The sequence below is a fragment of the Luteibacter sp. SG786 genome (assembly GCF_011759605.1).
Taxonomy (GTDB): Bacteria; Pseudomonadota; Gammaproteobacteria; order Xanthomonadales; family Rhodanobacteraceae; genus Luteibacter.
Genome location: NZ_JAAOYX010000003.1, coordinates 96,735 through 118,443, shown reverse-complemented (window position 1 = coordinate 118,443; position 21,709 = coordinate 96,735). Strand labels below are relative to the sequence as shown.

17 protein-coding genes and 1 riboswitch are annotated in these 21,709 nt (G+C 65.6%); of the genes, 12 read left to right on the top strand and 5 right to left on the bottom strand.

Annotated elements, in window-relative coordinates; translation table 11 throughout:
* The first annotated feature begins 8 nt into the window (after positions 1-8).
* Complete coding sequence (locus tag FHS47_RS16445; protein ID WP_167030578.1) at positions 9-1,232, top strand: MFS transporter; 1,224 nt, start codon at positions 9-11, stop codon at positions 1,230-1,232.
* Here FHS47_RS16445 and FHS47_RS16440 read toward each other — a convergent pair.
* The 3 genes from FHS47_RS16440 to FHS47_RS16430 form a co-directional block, all read right to left on the bottom strand.
* On the bottom strand, positions 1,225-3,681 hold the full coding sequence (locus FHS47_RS16440; protein ID WP_167030575.1) for a glucose/quinate/shikimate family membrane-bound PQQ-dependent dehydrogenase: 2,457 nt from the start codon (positions 3,679-3,681) through the stop codon (positions 1,225-1,227). The genes FHS47_RS16445 and FHS47_RS16440 overlap by 8 nt on opposite strands.
* Positions 3,682-3,811: 130 nt before the next feature.
* The gene (locus FHS47_RS16435) at positions 3,812-5,503 is read right to left on the bottom strand and encodes a methyl-accepting chemotaxis protein (RefSeq protein ID WP_167030572.1); all 1,692 of its coding nucleotides are present in this window, start codon (positions 5,501-5,503) and stop codon (positions 3,812-3,814) included.
* 71 nt (positions 5,504-5,574) lie between these two features.
* The gene (locus FHS47_RS16430) at positions 5,575-8,127 is read right to left on the bottom strand and encodes an alpha-L-rhamnosidase (RefSeq protein WP_167030569.1); all 2,553 of its coding nucleotides are present in this window, start codon (positions 8,125-8,127) and stop codon (positions 5,575-5,577) included.
* 156 nt (positions 8,128-8,283) lie between these two features.
* Between FHS47_RS16430 and FHS47_RS16425 the strand changes: the two genes are divergently transcribed.
* Positions 8,284-9,192 (top strand): SDR family oxidoreductase, encoded by a 909-nt coding sequence (locus tag FHS47_RS16425; protein WP_167030566.1) that lies wholly within the window; start codon positions 8,284-8,286, stop codon positions 9,190-9,192.
* A 22-nt stretch (positions 9,193-9,214) separates the two neighbouring features.
* On the opposite strand, the gene FHS47_RS16420 is transcribed toward FHS47_RS16425, so the two are convergent.
* Positions 9,215-10,834, bottom strand: a complete 1,620-nt coding sequence (locus tag FHS47_RS16420) for a response regulator (protein ID WP_167030563.1) — start codon at positions 10,832-10,834, stop codon at positions 9,215-9,217.
* Positions 10,835-10,997: 163 nt separating this feature from the next.
* A riboswitch (cobalamin riboswitch) is annotated at positions 10,998-11,208 on the top strand.
* Positions 11,209-11,359: 151 nt separating this feature from the next.
* On the opposite strand from FHS47_RS16420, the gene FHS47_RS16415 reads away from it, so the two are divergent.
* The 10 genes from FHS47_RS16415 (at position 11,360) to FHS47_RS16370 (ending at position 20,581) form a co-directional block, all read left to right on the top strand.
* Positions 11,360-13,879, top strand: a complete 2,520-nt coding sequence (locus tag FHS47_RS16415; RefSeq protein WP_167030560.1) for a ribonucleoside-diphosphate reductase subunit alpha — start codon at positions 11,360-11,362, stop codon at positions 13,877-13,879.
* 61 nt (positions 13,880-13,940) lie between these two features.
* Positions 13,941-14,969: a ribonucleotide-diphosphate reductase subunit beta gene (locus tag FHS47_RS16410; RefSeq protein ID WP_167030557.1), complete on the top strand. Its 1,029-nt coding sequence runs from the start codon at positions 13,941-13,943 to the stop codon at positions 14,967-14,969.
* Between the two features lie 55 nt (positions 14,970-15,024).
* Positions 15,025-15,417: an acyl-CoA thioesterase gene (locus FHS47_RS16405; RefSeq protein WP_167032275.1), complete on the top strand. Its 393-nt coding sequence runs from the start codon at positions 15,025-15,027 to the stop codon at positions 15,415-15,417.
* 102 nt (positions 15,418-15,519) lie between these two features.
* On the top strand, positions 15,520-15,969 hold the full coding sequence (locus tag FHS47_RS16400) for a MerR family transcriptional regulator (RefSeq protein ID WP_167030554.1): 450 nt from the start codon (positions 15,520-15,522) through the stop codon (positions 15,967-15,969).
* A complete protein-coding gene (locus FHS47_RS16395) occupies positions 15,966-16,958 on the top strand; it encodes an aldo/keto reductase (protein ID WP_167030551.1) in 993 nt (330 codons plus the stop codon). The genes FHS47_RS16400 and FHS47_RS16395 overlap by 4 nt, the downstream gene beginning before the upstream one ends.
* Before the next feature lie 55 nt (positions 16,959-17,013).
* Positions 17,014-17,841: an NADPH-dependent 7-cyano-7-deazaguanine reductase QueF gene (gene queF / locus FHS47_RS16390; protein WP_167030548.1), complete on the top strand. Its 828-nt coding sequence runs from the start codon at positions 17,014-17,016 to the stop codon at positions 17,839-17,841.
* Positions 17,842-17,970: 129 nt separating this feature from the next.
* Positions 17,971-18,573 carry a hypothetical protein gene (locus FHS47_RS16385; protein WP_167030545.1) on the top strand — a complete coding sequence of 201 codons (603 nt, stop codon included), beginning with the start codon at positions 17,971-17,973 and terminating at the stop codon, positions 18,571-18,573.
* Between the two features lie 95 nt (positions 18,574-18,668).
* Positions 18,669-19,091, top strand: coding sequence for an alternative ribosome rescue aminoacyl-tRNA hydrolase ArfB (gene arfB, locus FHS47_RS16380; protein ID WP_167030542.1), 423 nt, complete (start codon positions 18,669-18,671; stop codon positions 19,089-19,091).
* Positions 19,088-19,675, top strand: coding sequence for a 1-acyl-sn-glycerol-3-phosphate acyltransferase (locus FHS47_RS16375; protein WP_167030539.1), 588 nt, complete (start codon positions 19,088-19,090; stop codon positions 19,673-19,675). The genes arfB and FHS47_RS16375 overlap by 4 nt, the downstream gene beginning before the upstream one ends.
* Before the next feature lie 438 nt (positions 19,676-20,113).
* On the top strand, positions 20,114-20,581 hold the full coding sequence (locus FHS47_RS16370; RefSeq protein WP_167030536.1) for a hypothetical protein: 468 nt from the start codon (positions 20,114-20,116) through the stop codon (positions 20,579-20,581).
* Here FHS47_RS16370 and FHS47_RS16365 read toward each other — a convergent pair whose 3' ends face one another.
* On the bottom strand, positions 20,582-21,586 hold the full coding sequence (locus tag FHS47_RS16365) for a LysR family transcriptional regulator (RefSeq protein WP_247741517.1): 1,005 nt from the start codon (positions 21,584-21,586) through the stop codon (positions 20,582-20,584). It lies immediately after the preceding gene.
* Between the last annotated feature and the right edge of the window lie 123 nt (positions 21,587-21,709).

Here is a 21,709-nt window from a genome sequence, read left to right as displayed (position 1 = left end):
AATGCCCCATGCAAGCCCCCGTCGACGCGGCGCTGGACGGCCGTCGCGCAGACACGACCGTCTTCGGCGTGATCTTCGCGATCAGTTTCTGCCACCTGCTCAACGACATGATGCAGTCGCTCCTTCCGGCGATCTATCCCGGCCTGAAATCGGACTTCCAGCTGGACTTCGGCCAGATCGGGCTCATCACCCTCACCTACCAGATCACCGCATCGATCCTGCAGCCGCTGATCGGCCTTTACGCAGACCGGCGTCCGACGCCACTGGCGCTCCCTGCCGGCACGCTGTTCTCGCTGCTCGGGCTATTGGTGCTCTCCAGGGCGCACGCGTATCCGATCCTGCTGCTGGGCGCGGCGCTGCTCGGCATGGGTTCTTCCGTATTCCATCCGGAATCATCGCGCGTGGCACGCATGGCCGCGGGTGGGCGGCACGGGCTCGCGCAATCGCTGTTCCAGGTGGGCGGCAATGCCGGCCAGGCGCTGGGCCCGTTGGCCGCGGCACTCGTGGTCGTTCGCTGGGGCCAGTCGAGCCTCGCGTTCTTCGCACTGCTTGCCCTGCTGTCGTGCGCGGTGTTGTGGAATGTGAGCCAGTGGTACCGCCACCACGGGTTGCCGCGCATGAAGATCGGCGCCGGTGCCCGGCAGCACGCCGCGCCCGCCAGCGCCGAAGCGCGGCGCGGTATCGCCGTGCTGCTTGCGCTCATCTTCTCCAAGTACGTGTACCTCGCGAGCCTCACGAGTTATTTCACCTTCTACCTGATCCATCGCTTCGGTGTGTCGGTAGAGAGTGCGCAGTACTACCTGTTCGCGTTCCTGGGCGCGGTGGCCGTCGGCACGATCCTCGGCGGGCCGTTGGGCGACCGTATCGGGCGCAAGCGCGTCATCTGGTTTTCCATCATGGGCGCGCTGCCGTTCACGCTGCTGCTGCCGCACGCCAACCTCTTCTGGACGGCACCGCTCGCCATCGCCATCGGCCTGATCCTGGCCTCGGCGTTTCCCGCGATCGTGGTGTTCGCGCAAGAGCTGGTGCCGGGCAAGGTCGGCATGATCTCGGGCCTGTTCTTCGGCTTCTCGTTCGGCATGGGCGGCCTCGGCGCGGCGGTACTGGGCGAACTGGCCGACCACATCGGCATCGAGGCCGTGTATTCGATCTGCTCGTTCCTGCCCGCGATCGGATTGCTGGCGGCGTTGCTACCCGAACCGACGCGCGCGGCACGCGCGCCGGTCATTTAGGCAACGCATACACCACCACCCAATCGCCCAGCTTCGTGCCGAGCGAGCCATGGCCACCCGCGCTCACCAGCACGTACTGGCGTCCGGAGCGGTCGGCATAGGTCATCGGTGTGGCCTGGCCGCCTGCGGGTAGCCGGGCTTCCCAGAGCTTGCGCCCCGTGCGTACGTCGTAGCCGCGGATGTAATTGTCGAGCGTCCCGGAAAGGAAGGTGACGCCGCCGGCCGTGGTCACCATGCCGCCCATGCTCGGCACACCGAGGGGCATCGGAATGGGCAGCGGCGCGCTGTCGACGATGGTGCCGTTCTTGTGCCGCCACATCGTCTTGCCCGTACGCAGGTCGACGCCGGCCACATAGCCCCACGGGGGCGCCTGGCACGGAATACCCAGCGGCGAGAGGAACGCCTTCAGCTCGATGGCATAGGGAATGCCCTTGGCCATCTTCACGCCTTCGGTCTCGCTCTTGGCCGGCCCGAGTTCCATCTGCGCCAGTTTTTCCTTCGGAATGAGACGGGACTGGAATGCCATGTAGCTCGGATTGAGGAGCATGAGCTGGCGTGCCGGATCGACCGAGATGCCGCCCCAGTCGAAGACACCGAAGTTGCCGGGGAACACCAGCGAGCCCTGCTCCGACGGCGGCGTGAACATGCCGTCGTAGCGCAGGGAGCGGAAGCGCACGCGGCACCAGAGCTGGTCGAGCGGCGTGGTGCCCCACATGTCTTTCTCGCGCAGGTCGGAGGGTGCGAAATTCAGGTCCGACATCGGCTGCGTGGGCGCCGTATGGTCGCCGGGCACCGCGCCCTGCGGACGCGGAACCTCGCGAATGGGAACGATCGGCGTGCCATCCCGGCGGTCGAGCACGTAGATGCTGCCCTGCTTGGTGGAAGCGAGCAGCGCCGGCTTCATGCCGTCTGCCGTCTGCATATCCATCAAGGTCGGCTGTCCGCCGATGTCCATGTCCCAGAGGTCGTGGTGCGTGAACTGGTAGTTCCACCTGACCTTGCCGGTGGCGATGTCGAGCGCCACGATGCCCGCGCCGTATTTTTCGGAAGCTGGCGTGCGGCCCGCGGCATACTGGTCGGGCGTCTGGTTGCCCATCGGCAGGTACACCATGCCAAGGTCTTCGTCGACGCTGAACAGCGACCAGACATTCGGCGCGTTGCGCGTGTAGGTGCCGCCGGGCGCGATGGGTTCGGTGGCGTCGGGATTGCCCGGATCCCAATTCCAGACGAGGTGGCCGTCGTGCACGTCGAAGGCGCGGACGACGCCCGATGGTTCGTTCGTGGATTCGTTGTCGGTAACGTGACCGCTGATGATGACAAGATTCTTCGTGATCGCCGGTGGTGAGGTCGAGTAGTAACCGCCGGGCGTGAAGGGCCCCAGGTTCGCGCGGAGATCCACGGTACCGTGGTCGCCGAAGTCGTCGCAGGGCTGGCCGGAATCGGCGTTGAGGGCGATCAGGCGCGCATCGGCGGTGGGAATGAATATCCGCCGGGGACAGATCGCGGACACGGACGCCGGTGCCGGCAGGGATGCCGTGGACGCCGCGGCAGGCGCGCCACTCGTCGTGGCCGGCGCGGGAATCGTTGCATCGGCGTACTTCGCGTCGTCGTGATACGAAACACCGCGGCAGGTCATGTGCTCCCAGTGCTTGAATCCCACCGGGCTCTGGATCCTGGGATCGAATTCCCACCGTTTCTGGCCCGTTGCCGCGTCCAGTGCAATCACCTTGCTGTGCGGCGTGCACAGGTACACGGTGTCGCCGATCTTGAGCGGCGTGTTTTCCAGGGTGATTTCCGTCGGATCGTCCGGACCCGGCATGTCGCCGGTGCGGAACGTCCATGCCACCTGCAACTGCCCGACGTTGGCGGGGGTGATCTGCTTGAGCGGCGAATAGCGTTGCCCATACGCCGAACCGCCGTAATCGGTCCAGTCGGCATCCGGCTGCCACGACCTGTCGCCTTGTGCACCGGACACCTCGGTCATCGGCAGTTCGCCGGCCAGATCGGGTTCCGGATGCAAGGCGCCGGCCACGCCGACAACCGCCACCACGAGCAGCGAGAAAGCGAGGAACCCGCCTCCCGTTCCCCGTGACGTCTCGTACAGGCTGTCGCGATGGAGTCCGCGCCTTGGCCAGGGCAGGAGCAGCCACAGCCCGAGTGCGAACCAGACATCGAGACGGGGCAGCAACTGCCACCAGTCGAGCCGCACCTCCCAGACCGACCACGCCGACGTGGCGATCAGGAACAGGCCATAGATGGGCACAGCCGCGCGCACGCGGAACAGCAGCAGCGCGGCGACCACAAGCGTGGCGGCACCGGCGACGAGGTAGTAGGCCGAGCCGCCAAGATTCACCAGCTTGATGCCGCCCAGCAACGTCGCAGCACCGACCAGCGCGAAAACGAACGCCGTGAACAACGTGGCCGGATGGTGTCTCCTTGCGCGCCTCACGATGGCCTCCCAGGCGAACGACGGGCTTTCCCGTATCCGCCTAGGGTGACCACGCCATCGTGAAACCGGGGTGGAGAGCGATGCGTCGACCGGCAACGAACAGGCGTTGCCGGCGGCCGATCAAGGCCTCTTAGGCAAATTCAGCCCAGGCGTCAGCGTTTGCGGCCTTGCCGGTATCGACGGAACGCTGACCGAACTTCAGGTCGTGCGTGGTGCGCTCGGACTCCGTGCGTGCCTGCCGTACCTTCCCGTTGTCGTCCACGGTGAAGAACGCCACCTGGTTGTGCAGGGACGCCGCCTGGTCCTGCATCGACTTCGCGGCCGCCGCGGCTTCCTCGACGAGGGCCGCGTTTTCCTGCGTGACCTGGTCGATCTGTGCGATGGCGAGGTTGACCTGATCCACGCCCGACGATTGTTCCGCACTGGCTGCAGCGATTTCCGCGACGATGTCGGTCACCTTCTTGACGCTGTCGACGATGTCGCGCAGCGCAAGCGACGACTGCTGAACCAGCGCGGTGCCGGCTTCGACACGCTCGCCGCTTTCGTGGATGAGCCCCTTGATTTCCCGCGACGCGGCGGCGCTGGACTGCGCCAACCGGCGAACTTCCGCCGCCACCACGGCGAACCCGCGGCCCTGCTCTCCGGCGCGTGCCGCCTCCACCGCCGCGTTGAGCGCGAGCAGGTTGGTCTGGAAGGCGATGTCGTCGATGAGCCCCACGATGTCGCCGATGCGCCGGCTGGAATCGCCGATCTGCTGCATGGCGTCCATGGCCTGCGCGACCACGGCGCCACCCTTTTCCGCTTCCCCGCGCGCATGCCGCGACAAGCGGTCGGCCGCCAGGGCGTTGTCCGCGTTCTGGCGGACGGTAGCGGTCATTTCTTCCATCGACGCCGCCGTTTCCTCGAGACTGGAGGCCTGTTCCTGCGTGCGCTGCGACAGATCGTCGTTACCGCGTGCGATCTCGCCCGACGTGGTGGAGACGACGTGCGCACCCTCCTGCACTTCGGTAACGATGGATGCCAGCGTGGCGCGCATGCGCTCGAGCGAACCCAGCACGCTTTCGGATGCATGGGCCGCCGAGGCGTCCGCGCGCAGGTCGCCCCCGGCGATGCGGCTGGCGATCGCCATGGCATCGCGCGGCTCGCCACCCAGCGTGGCGCGAATGCTGCTCATCGAAAACCACACGATGAAGAGCGCCAGCAGGGCGATGAGGCCCGACTTCAGGAGGTTCGACTTCAACTGCGCTTCGAAGCTGGCGTCGATCTCCTGGAAGTACGCGCCGGAGGCGAAGTGCAGGTCCCAGGGCTTGTACCAGACGGAGTAGCTGATCTTGTCGCGCAGCTCTTTTGTCTTCGGCATGATCTGCGTGTAACGCGTCATGCCATGGCCGTCTTTTGTGTCCGCAACCATCATGGCTTCGTAATGGTGAAAGCCCTTGCCGTCGACATCGTTGCGGATGTCCTTGCCGATATCGCTATGGCGCAGCGGGTGGACGCGCATGCGCAAATCGGAATCGAACGCGAAGACATAGCCCGAGCCGTCGTCCCAGCGCATCGATTCGATATGCTGGAACGCCTCGGCCTTTGCCTTGTCCACGCTCATTTCGCCTTTTTCGGCTCGCACGCGGTAACTGTCGGCAATGGCCACCGCCGCCGCCACGTGCTGCGCCAGCGACTCTTGAAGCCGCTGCATCTGCATCCGGCGGCTTTCCACGCCGGACATGACCGTCTGTGCCACCAGGCCCAGCACGACCACAGTCATGACCATCCACACACGCGTATTGAGCCGCGTGCGGCCGAACCAATTCGTTACAGCCGACATTACCGTCACCCTCGTGTTGCCCCCGTGTGACTGTATCGGCAGCGATCAGCAAGACTTTACGAAGCCCCGTTTCACGGCGTGAAGAGCGTGTGCCGCCCCGCGCCCAGGATCCTCGTCGGCAGGCCTGGCAGAGTGACCGTGGCCTCGGCGCCTACCGGAACGATAACGTCCGCCCTCACCCTCCCGGCCGCTCTCCGCCATGCCACCGACGCTTCGCCATACGGCGTCATGACGGCGGCCGAGGCGTGGTCGAGGAAGGACGTGAAGGCCGGACGCACCTCGAAACGGCGCCAACCGGGCTCCAGAGGACGGAGCCCCGCCACATCGCCGTACAGCCAGTCATCGACCGTGCCGAGAAAATAATGCCCCCGCGACCGCGAAGCCAGTTTCCAGTGCTCCCAGAGGCTGGTGGCACCGTTGGCGCGCCAGAACCCCCAGCTGGGGAATGTCGTCTGCGTTGCCACGGCCCACGCCTCAGCCGCGTGGCCGGTGGCGGTCAGCACCGGAAGGATGATCTTCGTCGCCAGCGCACCCGTGTCCAGGTGATCGCCCCGCGCCTTCACATCCGCCGCGACGCCCGCAGCCACCTTGCTCCTCAGCTCGTCCGGCACGAGGCCGAAGGCGAGCGCCAGCAAGTTGTGCGCCTGTCTGTAACCCTTGTCGCCTTCGCCGCGATAACGGCCCGCTTCGCGATCGAGGAAGCACGCATTGAATGCCTCGCGCACGGCGTCCGCACGCTTGTCGAACCACGCTGCGCGCCCGGCGTTGCCCGTGAGCCGCAACATGTCGGCCGTGCGGCGCTCCATGCCGTACAGGTACGCAGTGGCGGCCACGTGTTTGTCCTCGGGTGCGTTTTCGCCGGCGGGGTCCGTCTCCGGGCTTACCCAGTCGCCGAGTTCCGTATCGGCGATGCCGCCGGGCGAGCGTGCATCCTCCATGGCCACGTAGCGGTCGATGCCGGCGATGTGTTCCTCCATGGGTTGCCTGTCGCCCGTCGCCATCCACAACGACCAGGGAATGAACACATAGGCGGAATGCCAGGTGGGGGCGCGGACATCGCCCCAACCGGGGTTCGGGGCGATCAGCAGCGGGGCGCCTTCGGCATTGCGTGCGTCGGAAATATCGCGCAGCCATTTGGCGAACAGACGTCCGGCGTCGAAGTTGCGAAGGAACATGTCCGCGCCGAGCATGCCGTCGCCCGTCCAACCGTTCTTTTCGTACATCGGCGTGTCGGTCGGAATGCCGTGCAGGTTGTTGAGCATGGTGTCCACGGCGGCCGCATGGATCCAGTCGAGTAGCGCGTTGGAACTCTCGAAGCGCCCCGTGACGGCCACATCGGTATGCACCGCCTGCGCCGTCACCGCTGCCGGCGACGGTTTCCCGCCCGGCCAGCCTTCCACTTGCACGTAGCGGAAGCCCTTGTACGAGAAACGGGGGTGCCAGCGCAGCGGGCGCCCCGCCAAGGTGAGCCTGTCCGTCTGGAATCCATCCTTGAAGTAGTGATGCTCGTCGCGTGCGTCCACCGTGCCGTCGGGCAACAGCTTCTCGCCATACCGGGCCACGATCGTGCTGCCCGCCGGACCATCCACATCGAACGTCGCCCACCCGGCAATGACCCGCGGGAAGGCGAACACGTAGACGCCCGGCCGCGGTTCGGTCACCGCCACGGGCGCGAACGACGCCACCACGCGGATCGGCTGCTCGGTCTGCGCCACCAGGCTGCCACGGGGAGCGGGAAGTTCGCTGGCCGCTTTCCACACCTGCGGGTTCGCGAATCGCGCATCGTAGGTTTCGCCGCCGTAGAGGTCGTCGCGGCGCGTCGGCCCTTCCGCCACGCGCCAACTGGTGTCGGTGCCGATCGTCTGGACGCGGCCGTTCGCATATTCGATGCGCAACAACGCGCGCACTCGCGGCCGTCCATGCCATGGCGCGCGCTCCCAATGCCACACGTCGCGGTTGGTGAGCCCATAGAAGCCGCGCCCGAGTTCTGCCGCCAGCACGTGCTCGCCGGTATCGAGTTTCACTTCGGTGCCCATCACTTCGACACGCTTGTCGTAATCGGTGAAGCCCGGCGACAGCACCGCGTCGCTTACCGGCTTTCCGTCGATCGACATATCGGCGTAGCCGCCGGCCGTGACGTAGAGCATGGCACGCGTCACCGTGTCGTCCACGCGGAAGGACTTCCGCAAGATCGGTGCCGGCAGTGAGTCGTCTCCCTTGCCTATCCAGCGCGCCGCCGACCATCCACCGGCGTCGAGCGCGGTGTCGAAGCGGGACGACGTGGCGGCCTCGCCTGCGGAGGTTCGCACGTCTGCCCGCCATTCGTAGCGTTCGCCGGGCAGCAAGGCGGGGCCGCCGTACGCGATGTCGAACGAACGCGCACTGTCGACCCATCCGCTGTCCCAGACGATGGTGCCGCGTCGCGACACGGCGATCCGATAGCCGGTCTGCCGCGTGCCGTTCGCGTCGTCGTGCACGATCCATGAAAAGCGTGGCCGGGCCACGTCGACGTAGGTCGGCGCATCCGCATGTTCCACACGAGGGGTATCGACGGACACGGAGGCGTTGGCGAGTGCCGGAACGAGACAGAGCGCAGCGACGAGAACGAGGCGGTGTGCGGTCAAGGGAGCGGCCCTGGCTTCGGCAAGAACCTCCGAGCATACCCGTGCCCGCCACGGAAGATGATCGCAGCGCTTCCCCGACGTGACATGACGTGGACGGCGCATGGACGCGCCCCTTCGTAAACAGGAAGGCCTCCTCCCCCCACGCGAGAACTCCCCATGGCCAATGCCGTCGAGAAAGACCCCTATGCCATGCGCGATCCGCGCACGCAGTATCCTCAGCCCGAATTCGCCAAGCAGCCGCAGCCGGCACCCGGCCTGGCGAAGGAGATGGTGCCGAAGCCCGACCACGGCGAAACGAGCTATCGCGGCAACGGCCGCCTGAAGGGCCGCAAGGCGCTGGTGACCGGCGGCGACTCCGGTATCGGCCGCGCGGCCGCGATCGCCTTTGCGCGCGAAGGCGCCGACGTGGTGATCAATTACCTTCCGTCCGAGCAGAAGGATGCCGATGAGGTCATCGCCTTGCTCAAGGGCGAAGGCCGCAAGATCGTCGGCATTCCCGGCGATCTGAAGGACGAAGCGTTCTGCAATGAACTGGTGGCCAGGGCGGTGAAGGAACTGGGCGGACTGGACATCCTCGCCAACGTCGCGGGGCGCCAGCAGTTCGCCAAGTCCATCGACGAACTGGACAGCGAGTCGTTCGAGGCGACCTTCCGCACCAATGTCTTCGCGCTGTTCTGGCTGAGCAAGGCGGCTCTGGCGCACATGCCCCCGGGCGCCGCTATCGTGAATACGGCCTCGATCCAGGCGTACGAGCCATCGGACATCCTGCTGGACTACGCCCCCACCAAGGCGGCCATCGTGGCGTTCACGAAATCGCTGGCGAAGCAGGTTGCCGAAAAAGGCATCCGGGTGAACGCCGTGGCTCCAGGCCCGGTCTGGACGCCGTTGCAGCCGAGCGGCGGCCAGCCGCAGGAAAAGGTGGTGGAGTTCGGGAAGAACGTGCCGCTGGGCCGTCCCGGCCAGCCGGTGGAATGCGCGCCGGTGTACGTGTTGCTGGCCAGCCAGGAAGCCAGCTTCATCACCGGCGAAACTTATGGCGTCACGGGTGGGCACATGCTCCCGTGACGCGGTGCGCTATCGCCGGTCTTCAACGACCGGCGATGCGCCCTATCGCGTGCATCAGGTCGGCGACGCCGTACGGCTTCACGATGACCTCCGTGCGTTCGTCGCGCTGCACGCCGTTCGCCGTGTGATCGCCGGTGGCGTAGAGCACAGGCAGACCGGGCTGCGCTTCCCGCAACTTCGCGGCCACCTCGACACCGTTCATGCCGGGCAGGCCCACATCGGCAAGGAGCACGTCTATTTCCTGCGCTTCATGCAGGCGAAGGGCCTCCTTGCCGTCCGCGGCTTCGAAGGCCACATGGCCCCGGCTTTCCAGCATCTCGCTGATCGACATGCGGATCAGCGTGTCGTCTTCCACCACCAGCACTCGCAGCGGGCGCGCTGCAGGCGGGCCCGGAACCGCGGCCAAGACATTGGCGGCCTTCCTCTCTTTCTCCGCAAGCACATGGCGAATGCGGCGAGCGAGCTGGTCGCGTGTATACGGCTTGCTCAGGAGCTCCACACCCTCGTCCAGGCGACCGCCATGCACGATGGCGTTTTCGGTATAGCCGGAGGTGAAGAGCACGGCGATGCCCGGCTGCCGTTCCACGGCCTTGCGGGCCAATTCCGGGCTGCGCAGCGAGCCAGGCATCACCACATCGGTGAACAGCACGTCGATGGCGATGCCGCTCTCGATGATCGACAGCGCGCTGGCCGCGTCGCGCGCCTTCAGCACCCGGTACCCGAGGTCGCTGAGCATGCTCACCACGGTGTCGCGCACGGCGTCGTCGTCTTCCACCACCAGCACGGTCTCGTCGCCGCCACGGAGGTCTTCATTCTCGACGTCCACGATCCGGTCTTCGCTCTGCGTCGATCGCGGCAGGTAGAGCTTCACCGTCGTGCCATGCCCGGGCTCGCTGTAGATCTTCACATGGCCGCCCGACTGCTTCACGAAGCCATAGACCATGGAAAGGCCCAGACCCGTGCCCTGCCCTTCGGGTTTCGTCGTGAAGAACGGCTCGAATACCTGGTCGATGATCTCCGGCGGGATGCCGGTTCCGGTATCGGTGACCGCGATCATCACGTACTGGCCCGGCCGGAGGTCGCCATGCGCCGAAGCGTAAGCCGAATCGAGCAAGGCGTTGCCGGCCTCGATGGTCAGCCTGCCCCGGCCTTCCATCGCGTCGCGGGCATTGATGGCGAGGTTCAGCAGCGCGTTTTCCACATTGCTGATGTCCACCAGCGTGTTCCACAAGCCGCCCGCGATGACGGTTTCCACTTCGATCTCTTCACCGAGCGTGCGGCGCAGCAGGTCGTCCATCTCGCGCACGAAACGGCCGATGTTCACCACCTTGGGCGCCAGGGGCTGCCGGCGCCCGAAGGCCAGCAGCTGGGCGGCGAGCTTCGAGCCACGGGTCACACCGGCCATGGCATTGGCGAGGCGCCGCTCGGCGCGCGGATTTCCAGCCACGTCGGCAGCGAGCAACTGGAGGTTGCCGCTGATGACCTGGAGCAGGTTGTTGAAGTCGTGGGCCACGCCGCCGGTAAGCTTGCCGATGGCGTCCATCTTCTGCGCCTGGCGCAGCTGGTCCTGGGTCAACCCCGCGGCGAATTCGACGGTAACGTCGCCCTTCGTGGCGGATGGCTCGGTGGAAGGTGGCAGCATCGGCCTCAAAGATGATGTTCAGTAAGGCACGGATTCTATCGTCGGACCGGCGCCCACTTTGTGTAGACGGCCTTCACGAAGCGTCGACACCCCGGTAGCGGCACGGTCGATCAGTCACTTGCACGGATCACTACATATGGCGTTGACCGCGCCTCTCGAGACCTATATCGTGTGTCGCGCTGGTGTCCGGAGAGGCGCGACTGCCCGTCGGACTTAATAGGGAATCCGGTGAAAATCCGGAACTGCCCCGCAGCGGTAAGTGGAAACGACCCCGTTCAATGCACTGGCCCTCCGCGGCTGGGAAGCGACGGGTAGGCAAGGCCTCCGGGCCCCGTCCACGAGTCCGAAGACCTGCCAGCAATCGGTGCCTTGTCGGCAGCGATTGCAGTGACGGCTTCCGCGGGGAGGCACGTCGCGGACCGGAGCCGCCCAGCGCGCTCCGTCCCGGCCCGTCCCGTGTTGCCGTCGCTTCGAGCCCCGTCCGAGGGAACGGGAGTTTGAACCTGGCCCCGGGGCACGCCACTCATGACCACGATGGATTCCGCAGCGCACGAGCGCACCGCGACGGCCGATGCCGTCATCACCCCTACCGCCGTCGCGACGAACGGGACACCTCCCGCCGCCGGCTACCACAACGACCCGCCGCCAGCCTTCGCCCTGACCCCGCCACACAATCCGGGCCAGATGCGCGTGACCAAGCGCAACGGCGGGCACGAGATCGTCGACGTGAACAAGATCGTGCGCGCGGTGACGCGCAGCGCCGATGGCCTCTACGCGGTCGATCCGATGCGCGTGGCGCTCAAGACGATCGGCGGGCTCTACGACGGCGCCAGCACGCAGGAACTGGACCAGCTCTCCATCCGCACTGCCGCGGCGCTGACCGCCGAGGAGCCGGAATACGGCCAGCTCGCCGCCCGGCTGCTCGCAGCCTTCATCGACAAGGAAGTGTCGGGGCAGGACATCCATTCCTTCTCGCAGTCGATCGCCACCGGGTTCGAACTGGGTATCCTCAACGACCGCCTGCGCGACTTCGTGCAGGTGAACGCGCGCAAGCTCAACGATGCGATCGACCTGACCGCATCGCGCCGTTTCGAGTACTTCGGGCTGCGCACGGTGTACGACCGCTACCTCCTTCGCCATCCGACGAAGCGTTTCGTGATCGAGACACCGCAGTACTTCTTCATGCGCATCGCCTGCGCGCTCGGTGGGAACGATGTGGCCGAGACGCTGGAGCTGTACCGCATGCTCTCTTCGCTGGAGTACCTGGCCAGCTCGCCGACGCTGTTCAACGCCGGCACGTCGCACGAGCAGCTGTCGTCGTGCTTCCTCCTGGATTCCCCGCAGGACGCCCTGGAATCGATCTACGCGAAGTACGGCGACGTGGCGCAACTGTCGAAGTTCGCCGGTGGCATCGGCCTCGCGTACTCGCGCATCCGCTCGCGCGGCTCCCTGATCAAGGGCACCAACGGGCACTCCAACGGCCTGGTGCCGTGGCTGAAGACGCTCGACGCTTCCGTGGCTGCCGTGAACCAGGGCGGAAAGCGCAAAGGCGCGGCCTGCGTGTACCTCGAATCCTGGCACGCGGACATCGAGGAATTCCTCGAACTGCGCGAGAACACCGGCGACGATGCGCGCCGCACGCATAATCTGAACCTCGCGAACTGGGTGCCCGACCTGTTCATGCGCCGCGTGGAAGCGGACGGCGACTGGTCGCTGTTCGATCCCAAGATCGTGCCGCACTTCGTGGACACCTGGGGCCCCGCGTTCGATGCCGCCTACGAGAAGGCAGAGGCCGACGGTCTGGCCGCGAAGACGATCAAGGCCCGCGAACTCTACGCGCGCATGCTGCGTTCGCTGGCCCAGACCGGCAACGGCTGGATGACCTTCAAGGACCGTTCGAACGCCACCAGCAACCAGACGGCGCTGCCGAAGAACGTGATCCACCTGTCGAACCTGTGCACCGAGATCCTCGAGGTGACCAACGAGAACGAGACGGCGGTGTGCAATCTCGGTTCGATCAATCTCGCCCGGCACGTGGTGGATGGACAGTTCGACTACGAAAAGCTTGCCACGACCGTGCGCACCGCGGTGCGCCAGCTCAACCGCGTGATCGACCTGAACTTCTATCCCATCGCGACGGCGAAGACGGCGAACATGAAGTGGCGCCCGGTGGGCCTTGGCGTCATGGGCCTGCAGGACGTGTTCTTCAAGCTGCGCCTGCCTTTCGACTCGGACGAGGCGCGCGCCCTGTCCACGCGGATCGCGGAAGAGATCTACTTCCACGCGCTGTCGATGTCCAACGAGATCGCGGAGCGTGACGGCCCGCACCCCGGTTTCGACGAAAGCCGCGCGGCAAACGGCGAACTCCAGTTCGACTACTGGCCCGCTGCGACACCCACCGGCAAGGACGACCGCTGGGCCCAACTGCGCGAGAAGATCAAGGCCAAGGGCCTGCGCAATTCGTTGCTGATCGCCATCGCGCCCACGGCCACCATCGCCTCCATCGCCGGCTGCTACGAGTGCATCGAGCCGCAGGTGTCCAACCTGTTCAAGCGCGAGACGCTGTCGGGCGACTTCCTGGTGGTGAACCGCTACCTCGTGGAAGAACTGAAGACGCTGGGCCTGTGGACGTCGGAGATCCGCGACCAGATCAAGCTGGCCGAAGGTTCGGTGCAGGGCATTTCGGTCATCCCCGCCGAACTGCGCAGTGTGTACCGCACCACCTGGGAACTGCCGCAGAAGGCGCTGATCGATCTCGCCGCGGCCCGCGGCGCCTACATCGACCAGAGCCAGTCGCTCAACCTGTTCATGGAGAACCCGAACATCGGGCAGCTTTCCTCGATGTACATGTATGCCTGGAAGGCGGGCATCAAGACTACGTACTACCTGCGCTCGCGCCCGGCCACGCGCATCGCGAAGACCACGGTGAGTTCGTCGGCCGCAGCGCCGACGCCGGTGGCACCGGTCGTCGACGCACAGGAACAGGCCGAGGCGGCCGTGTTCTGCTCGCTCGAGAACCCCGAGTACTGCGAAGCCTGCCAGTAACCGACCTGTAGGAGCGCGCGCAGGGCGCGCTCCTACCGAACCGATCTTAAGAGGTAATGCGATGTCCGTTTCTCCCGTCACCCGCGACACCCACATTCTCGACCCCGGCTTCGAGCTCACCCTGCGGCCGATGAAGTACCCGCAGTTCTACGAGATGTACCGCGCCGCCATCCGCAATACGTGGACGGTGGAAGAAGTGGATTTCTCGCTGGACGTGACCGACCTGAAAGCGAAGATGTCGGACGCGGACCGCCACCTGATCCATCGGCTCGTGGCGTTCTTCGCCACCGGCGACACCATCGTGTCGAACAACCTGGTGCTGAACCTGTACCAGCACGTGAACTCGCCGGAGGCGCGCATGTTCCTGTCGCGCCAGCTGTACGAGGAAGCGCTGCACGTGCAGTTCTATCTCACCCTGCTGGACACCTATATCCCCGAGCCTGCCGAGCGGAACAAGGCGTTCGCCGCCATCGAGAGCATTCCTTCGATCCGCCAGAAGGGCGAGTTCTGCTTCAAGTGGATCGACTCGATCCAGAACCTCAACCGCCTGGAAACGCGCGAGCACCGCCGGCAGTTCCTGCTCAACCTGATCTGCTTCGCCGCCTGCATCGAGGGACTGTTCTTCTTCGCCGCGTTCGCCTATGTCTATTACCTCCGTTCCCGTGGGCTGCTGCATGGCCTTGCCTCGGGCACCAACTGGGTGTTCCGCGACGAGTCGGGCCACATGGCGTTCGCGTTCGAGGTGGTGCGCACCGTGCGCGAGCAGGAACCCGACCTGTTCGACGCCGACATGCGCATGCAGGTAGAGGCCATGCTGGAAGACGCCATCGCCTGCGAGACGCAGTTCGCCCAGGACGTGCTGTCCGGCGGCGTGGCCGGCCTCTCCGTCGCCGACATGCGCCAGTACCTGGAGTACTGCGCCGACCAGCGCCTGGTGCAGCTGGACATGCCGAAGAAGTACGGCGCGAAGAACCCGTTCGACTTCATGGACCTGCAGGACGTGCAGGAACTCACCAACTTCTTCGAGCGCCGCGTGTCCTCGTACCAGGTGGGCGTGCAGGGAGAGGTAGCGTTCGATCAGGCGTTCTGAGCCCCGTGGCGCCCGGAGCGGTAGAATGGGCGCCATCATGACCGACAACGCCCCCATGCTCCCCATCGCCCGCCCGACCGAGGCTCGTGTCCTCGAGATCGTCTTTCCCGACCACACCAACCACCTCGGCACGCTGTTCGGCGGCCAGGCGCTGGCATGGATGGACAAGGCGGCCTTCCTCGCCGCCTCGCGCTACTCGCGCAAGGTGGTGGTCACGGCACGTTCCGAACAGGTGGATTTCCACGTCCCGGTACGGAAGGGCCAGATGGTGGAGCTGGTCGCCACGGTGGTATCGGTGGGGCGCACGTCGATGAAGGTCGACGTCGCCATGTTCACCGAGGAACTCCTGACCGGTGCCCGCGAGCTCTGCACACGCGGCACCTTCACGATGATCGCCCTCGACAGCGACCTGAAGCCGACCCCGGTGGATTCCGCCCCCCAGGCTTGAGCCGCCCCTGTAGCAGCGGCCATGGCGGCGAGGCAACGGTCCAAGCCGCCGCTGCGTGCCCGCTGTTGACTTAGAGCGCACTCGAAGGCGTAGGCTTTCGGTATGCCCGAGTCCAAGACCATTGCCGAGGCCGCCCTCGCCACCGGCCTCACGACGCACACACTGCGTTATTACGAACAGATCGGCCTCATCGACCCGGTACCGCGGCGTGGCGGACAGCGGGTCTATGGCGAAGCCGAGATGCGGTTCATCCACTTCGTGCTGAAGCTGCGCTGCACGGGAATGTCCATGCGCGACATTCAGGAGTACGTGCGCCTGCGGCGCCTGGGCGAAACGCCCGAAAGCATTCGCGAACGCGGCGACCTGCTGGCCAGGCACGCCACGAAGCTGCGCGCGCAACTGGTGGACCTGACCGAGACGATCGCGCGGCTCGACGAGAAGATCGCGCTCTATCGCTCGATCTACCCGGACGAACCCCTCCCCTCCCCCGCCGAACCGCCCGTCGCGGTGGCGCCGGCGGCCACCCCCTCGAACCGAAGGAAACACGCATGATCACCCGCAAACTCGGCAAGCATGGCCCCGAGGTTTCCATCCTCGGCCTCGGCTGCATGGGCATGAGCGAGTTCTACGGCGCAGGCGACGAAAAGGAATCGGTCGCCACGCTCGAACGCGCGCTGGAGCTCGGCATCACCTTCTGGGACACCTCCGACGCCTATGGACCGCACACGAACGAGGAACTGCTGGGGCGCACCTTGCAGGGCCGGCGAGACAAGGTGTTCCTCGCGACGAAGTTCGGCATCGTTCGCGATCCCAACGACCCGATGAAGCGCGGCATCAGCGGTCGTCCGGAATACGTGCGCGAGTCCGTCGAGGGCAGTCTCCGCCGCCTGAAGACCGATTACATCGACCTCTACTACCAGCACCGCGTGGATCGCACGGTTCCGATCGAGGAGACGGTGGGCGCGATGGCCCGCCTTGTCGAGGAAGGCAAGGTGCGCCACCTGGGCCTTTCCGAGGCATCCGCGGAATCGATTCGCAAGGCGGCACGCGTCCATCCGATTACCGCATTGCAAAGCGAATACTCGTTGTGGACCCGCGATCCGGAAACCACGGGCACGCTCGCGGCCTGCCGGGAGAACGGCGTGGCGCTCGTGGCGTATAGCCCCCTGGGCCGTGGCTTCCTCACCGGCGCGATCACGAAACCCGACGACTTCGCCGAAGACGATTACCGTCGCGTGAACCCACGCTTCACCGGCGAGAATTTCGCGAAGAACCTCGCCATCGTCGACAAGGTGAAGAAGTTCGCGTCGGACAAGGGCTGCACGCCCGGACAGCTGGCCCTCGCCTGGGTCATCGCCAAGGGCGACGACATCGTGCCGATCCCAGGTACGAAGCGGGTGAAGTATCTGGAGGAAAACGCTGGCGCGGTGGACGTGAAGCTCAGTGCTGCCGAGCTGGCCGATATCGATGCCGTGTTCCCGCCGGACGCCGCCGCCGGCGATCGGTACGCCGCGAACATGATGGGCTCGCTCAACGCGTAAGTCCTTGTCGGCGTAAGGCCTTATAATGGCGGTTTGTTCGCAGCAGCAAACCGCCATGTCGTCCCCTGAACATTCGCCGCTGGGCAAGTCCACCGTCTACGCCGACCGCTACGACGCCGGGCTGCTCTTTCCCATTCCGCGCCAAGGCAAGCGGGACGAGATCGGTGTCTCCGGCGCCGCCCTCCCGTTCCACGGCGTCGACATCTGGAACGGCTACGAGCTTTCGTGGCTCGACGCACGCGGCAAGCCCGTGGTGGCCGTGGCGGAATTCCGGTTTCCGGCGGGCACGCCGAACATCGTCGAGTCGAAGTCCTTCAAGCTCTACCTGAACGGCTTTGCACAAGAACGAATCGCCCATGCTGAGCTCGTGCGCGACACGCTGGTTCGCGACCTCTCCGCCGCCGCCGGCGGTCCGGTCGCCGTGACGCTTCGCTCCCCGGGGGAACTGGACGGCACCGTGCTCGGCGAACCGGAGGGCATCCTCCTCGACGCGCTGGAACTCGACGTCGACAGCTACGGCCCGCCCAGGCCCGACTTCCTCGGTACGCACGAAGGCCATGTGCGCGAGGTGCTGGTATCCCACCTGCTGCGTTCCAATTGCCCGGTCACGGGCCAGCCGGACTGGGGCAGCGTGCAGATCGCCTACACGGGCCGTCCGATGGACCGCGAAGGGCTCTTGCGCTACCTCGTCTCGTTCCGCGAGCACAGCGAATTTCACGAACAGTGTGTCGAACGCATTTTCATGGACGTGAGCGCGCGCTGCGCGCCCGAGGCGCTGTCGGTGTACGCACGCTATACGCGCCGTGGCGGCCTGGACATCAATCCGTTCCGTAGCACCGATCCGGCGTCCGTCCCCGGAAACCCGCGCGGAGCGCGGCAATGATGAACGAGGTGTTCATGCGCTCTTCATTGGTCTTGCCTTTAGTTGTGTAGCCTGTACCCTGCGGCGGCCGAGGGGGTTGCCCCTCCAACGCCTCGTTAGAACCCGACAAGCCATCCCGGAATCCAGAACATGAAGCTTTCCTTCCGCTCGTCCGCTCTCTGCACGGCCACCGTGGCCGGTCTGCTGGTCCTTACCGCCTGCGGCAAGAAGGAAGAGCAGCAGAACACCGCGCCCGCCGCCGCCTCCACGGCGCCGACGGCTCCCGCCGCGGCCCCCACGGCCACGGCTCCGGCCGCGACCGGCACCGCCGCTGCCGCCGCCACGCCGGCCGCACCCGCTCCTGCCGCGCAGCCGGCCGCCGCCCCGGCCGCTCCTGCCGTCGCCGACACGCTGAAGGTCGGTTCCGTCACGCTGGGCAGCGCCGTCGGTAGCGACAAGAAGGTGTCGAAGGAAAAGACCACCTTCTCCCCGACCGAGAAGACGATCTACGCCTCCGTAGCCACCGAAGGCACCACGGCCGGCGCCACGCTGAACGCCAAGTGGACCTACCAGGACGGCGAGACCACCACCACCGTGAGCGACATCAGCCAGTCGATCAGCACCGACGGCCCGGCGGTCACCACGTTCAAGATCCAGAATCCGAACGAATGGCCGGAAGGCAAGTACAAGGTCACCGTCTCGCTTAACGGCCAGGCCGTGGGCAACGAGGCCTTCGAGATCAAGAAAAAGTAAGGCCTTTCCAGGTCGACCGGGAAGGGCGCGGCGCGAGCCGCGCCCTTCTTCGTTGGGCAGTCCGAAGGAACGACGCTGCTAGAATCGGCCCCGACATGCTCATCGTGACCCGCTCCATCGCCATCCCCGACGCCGAACTGGTCGAACGCTTCACGCGTGCCGACGGGCCCGGCGGCCAGCACGTGAACCGCACGGAAAGCGCGGTGGAACTCCGCTTCGACGTCGCCGGATCGCCTTCGCTGCCCGACGACGTTCGCGCCCGGCTGCTCGCACGCCGCGACCGCCGCATGACCGACGCTGGCGTGCTCGTCATCCAGGCCCGTCGTTTCCGTGACCAGGCACGCAACCGGGAAGACGCCCGCGAACGCCTCGCCGACGTGCTGCGCGAAGGCACCGTGGTGGCCAGGAAGCGGGTGGCGACGAAACCCACGCGCGCGTCGAAGGAGCGCCGCCTGGCAGGCAAGGCCCAGCGCTCGCAGACGAAGAAGACGCGCTCGCGCGACTGGAGCCGGGAGTGAGTGCCGCTCCGCCGCCACTCCCCCCGCAGGCGCCATCACTGCCGGACTCGTGGTGGAAAAGCTTCTGCCGCTGGGCCATCGGCCTCAGCGGCTGGCGTGTCGTCGGCAACCTCCCCGACCTGCCGAAACTCATCCTGATCGGCGCGCCGCACTCGTCATACTGGGACGGCGTGTGGGGGCTGCTCATGAAATCCGCCCTGGGGCTCGATCTCGGCGTGATGATCAAGCGCGAGGTGCTCAACGGCCCCTTCGGGCCGATCGTCCGCCGCCTCGGCATGATCCCCATTGATCGCTCGGCGGCCACCAACGTGGTCGACCAGATGGTGGCCCGCTTCGCGAGCCACGAAAAGATGTGGCTGGGCATCACACCCGAGGGCACGCGCAAACCCGTGCAGCAGTGGAAGTCCGGCTTCCTGCGCATCGCGCGCGCCTCAGGCATCCCCATCCAGCCGATCTTCATCGACTACCCGACGAAGACCTTCACGGTAGGCCCGCTAGTGAACGCAGGCGACGACCCCGACGCCGACATGGCGCGCATCCGCGCCATGTTCAGCGGGTACCGCGGCAAGCATCGTGGTGTCTGACGAGGCGACCTGATGTTGCCGCGGCCTGCAAAGGAACGGTCAGCCTAGCCCTCGCCTGTGACGGATCGAGTACGTGCTCGTCGTTTGGTACATGTTCACTGCGAGAATTCGATACGAGCCCGGCCCAAGATCGGCGATATGCGACGAAATTCCGCTAGTCAGATTCTGCCAGGTGCCATCGACCAGTCTTCGAACACGTATTGAAGCGCCCGTAGCCGATGCCGTGAACGAGCTATGGCAGGTGGTATTCCAAGTGAAGACTTCCTTCGTCTCACCGCCCTGCAAACGTTCTTCGGCAGACCGCGGGAGAAGCCTGCAATTGACACCCATCTGCCGACGCAATGCGAGATTTCACCGCCCGCTCTATGGCCCCGTCTCCGACTGAACGCGGCCTTCCGGCAAGACATGCTGACGTCCCTATGTGTAACGGAGACGAGTATGCATATCGAGACCGGTACGATTGCGAGATCGCCTAGTGCGTCAACGCCCGGCTGGCGCCTTCAGAAGGAACGACCGAACGCATTCGGTTACCGCGACAACCCTATCGAGCGTGGCCGGCCGTCCGAGGTCGAGAAAGACCTGCCCGACCAGATACGTGGGCGGCTAAGGAACACCGACATCCACGCGATTGAATCCAGGCAACTTCACGACCTGGCCGCCAACCTCTTTTGGGAGGGCTACATATCCGAGGATGCGTTCGTCGAGCTCGCCATCTACGCGTATGACCACGCTGGAACACTGGACTTGTCGACCTGGCTCGATCGCGCACGCACGACCATCAAGGACCCCGGCTTCGCTCAATACCGTTGTGCCATTCGCATTTACGAAGCCACGATCGACGCTGTCGAAGGCCTCAGTGGACTGGTGGACTACTTGAGCGGACGCCTGTTGGACGCCCAGGCCTGATCACCGCTCCGAGTGCCCCGGCTCGTCGTAATCGCGATGCGTCAGCAATCCCGGACGGATGAGGTCGATGAAGGCGCGGGCCTCGGGGCTGAGGAACTTGCCCTTGCGCATGACGACGCCGTAGCTGCGTTGCGGAAAGTAGCGGCGCAGGTTGCGCACGACGAGCCGCTGCTTGTCCGCTTCCGTGATGCAGATGCCGGTGACGATGGAGATGCCGAGGCCCATCGCCACGTACTGCTTGATGACATCCCACCCGCCGACCTCGATGGCCACGGTATACGGCACGTGCCTCTGCTGGAACACCATGTCGACAAGGCGAAACGTGGTGAGGCGCTGAGGCGGCAGGATCAGACCATAGGGGGAAAGGTCTTCGAGGTGGATGTCGTCCTTGGCCGCCAGCGGGTGATCGGGCGGCATGATCAGCATCGGGTCGTAGTGGTAGACCGGCGCCCAGGCAATGTCCTGCGGAACGTCGAGCATCGAGCCGATGGCGATGTCGGCTTCGTCCGCGCGCAGTAGCGCCAGCCCGTCTTTCCCGGTGACATTCGCCAGCTGAAGGTGCACCGACGGGTAGCGCTCGCGATAGGCCTTCACCAGGTCCGGCAGCAGGTATTGGATCGTCGAGGAACCCGCGGCCACCGTGAGCTTGCCGCCCTGCCGTCCTCGCGTCTTCTCGTGGAACTCGCGGTCGAGGTTTTCGAAGCCCTCCACCAACGGCCGCGCGATCTCGTAGAGCGCTTCGCCCGCGTCGGTAAGTGTGACGCGGCGCCGCGTCCGCTCGAGCAGTGGCGCCCCCAGTTCCCGCTCCAGCGCCTTCAACTGCAGGCTCACCGAGGGCTGAGACAGGAATAGCGCTTCCGCCGCCCGGCTCAACGTGCCCAGTCGGGTCACATAGACGAAGGCGCGAAGCTGTTTGAGGCGATTGCCCTTGTAGTAGAACCGCCCGCTGTCCTCTGCAGAGGCACTGCGGCGGGGCGCTGTGGCCTCTTTAGACGCTCGATTCAGCTTTCGCGCGGGCACGGCAACTCCGTGGAATCAATAATTTACTTCAACTATTAATTTTGTTAATACATTTCTTTGAAACACATGCTTTGTCAAAAGCATAGCTCCCGGCCTAGCGTGGACGCC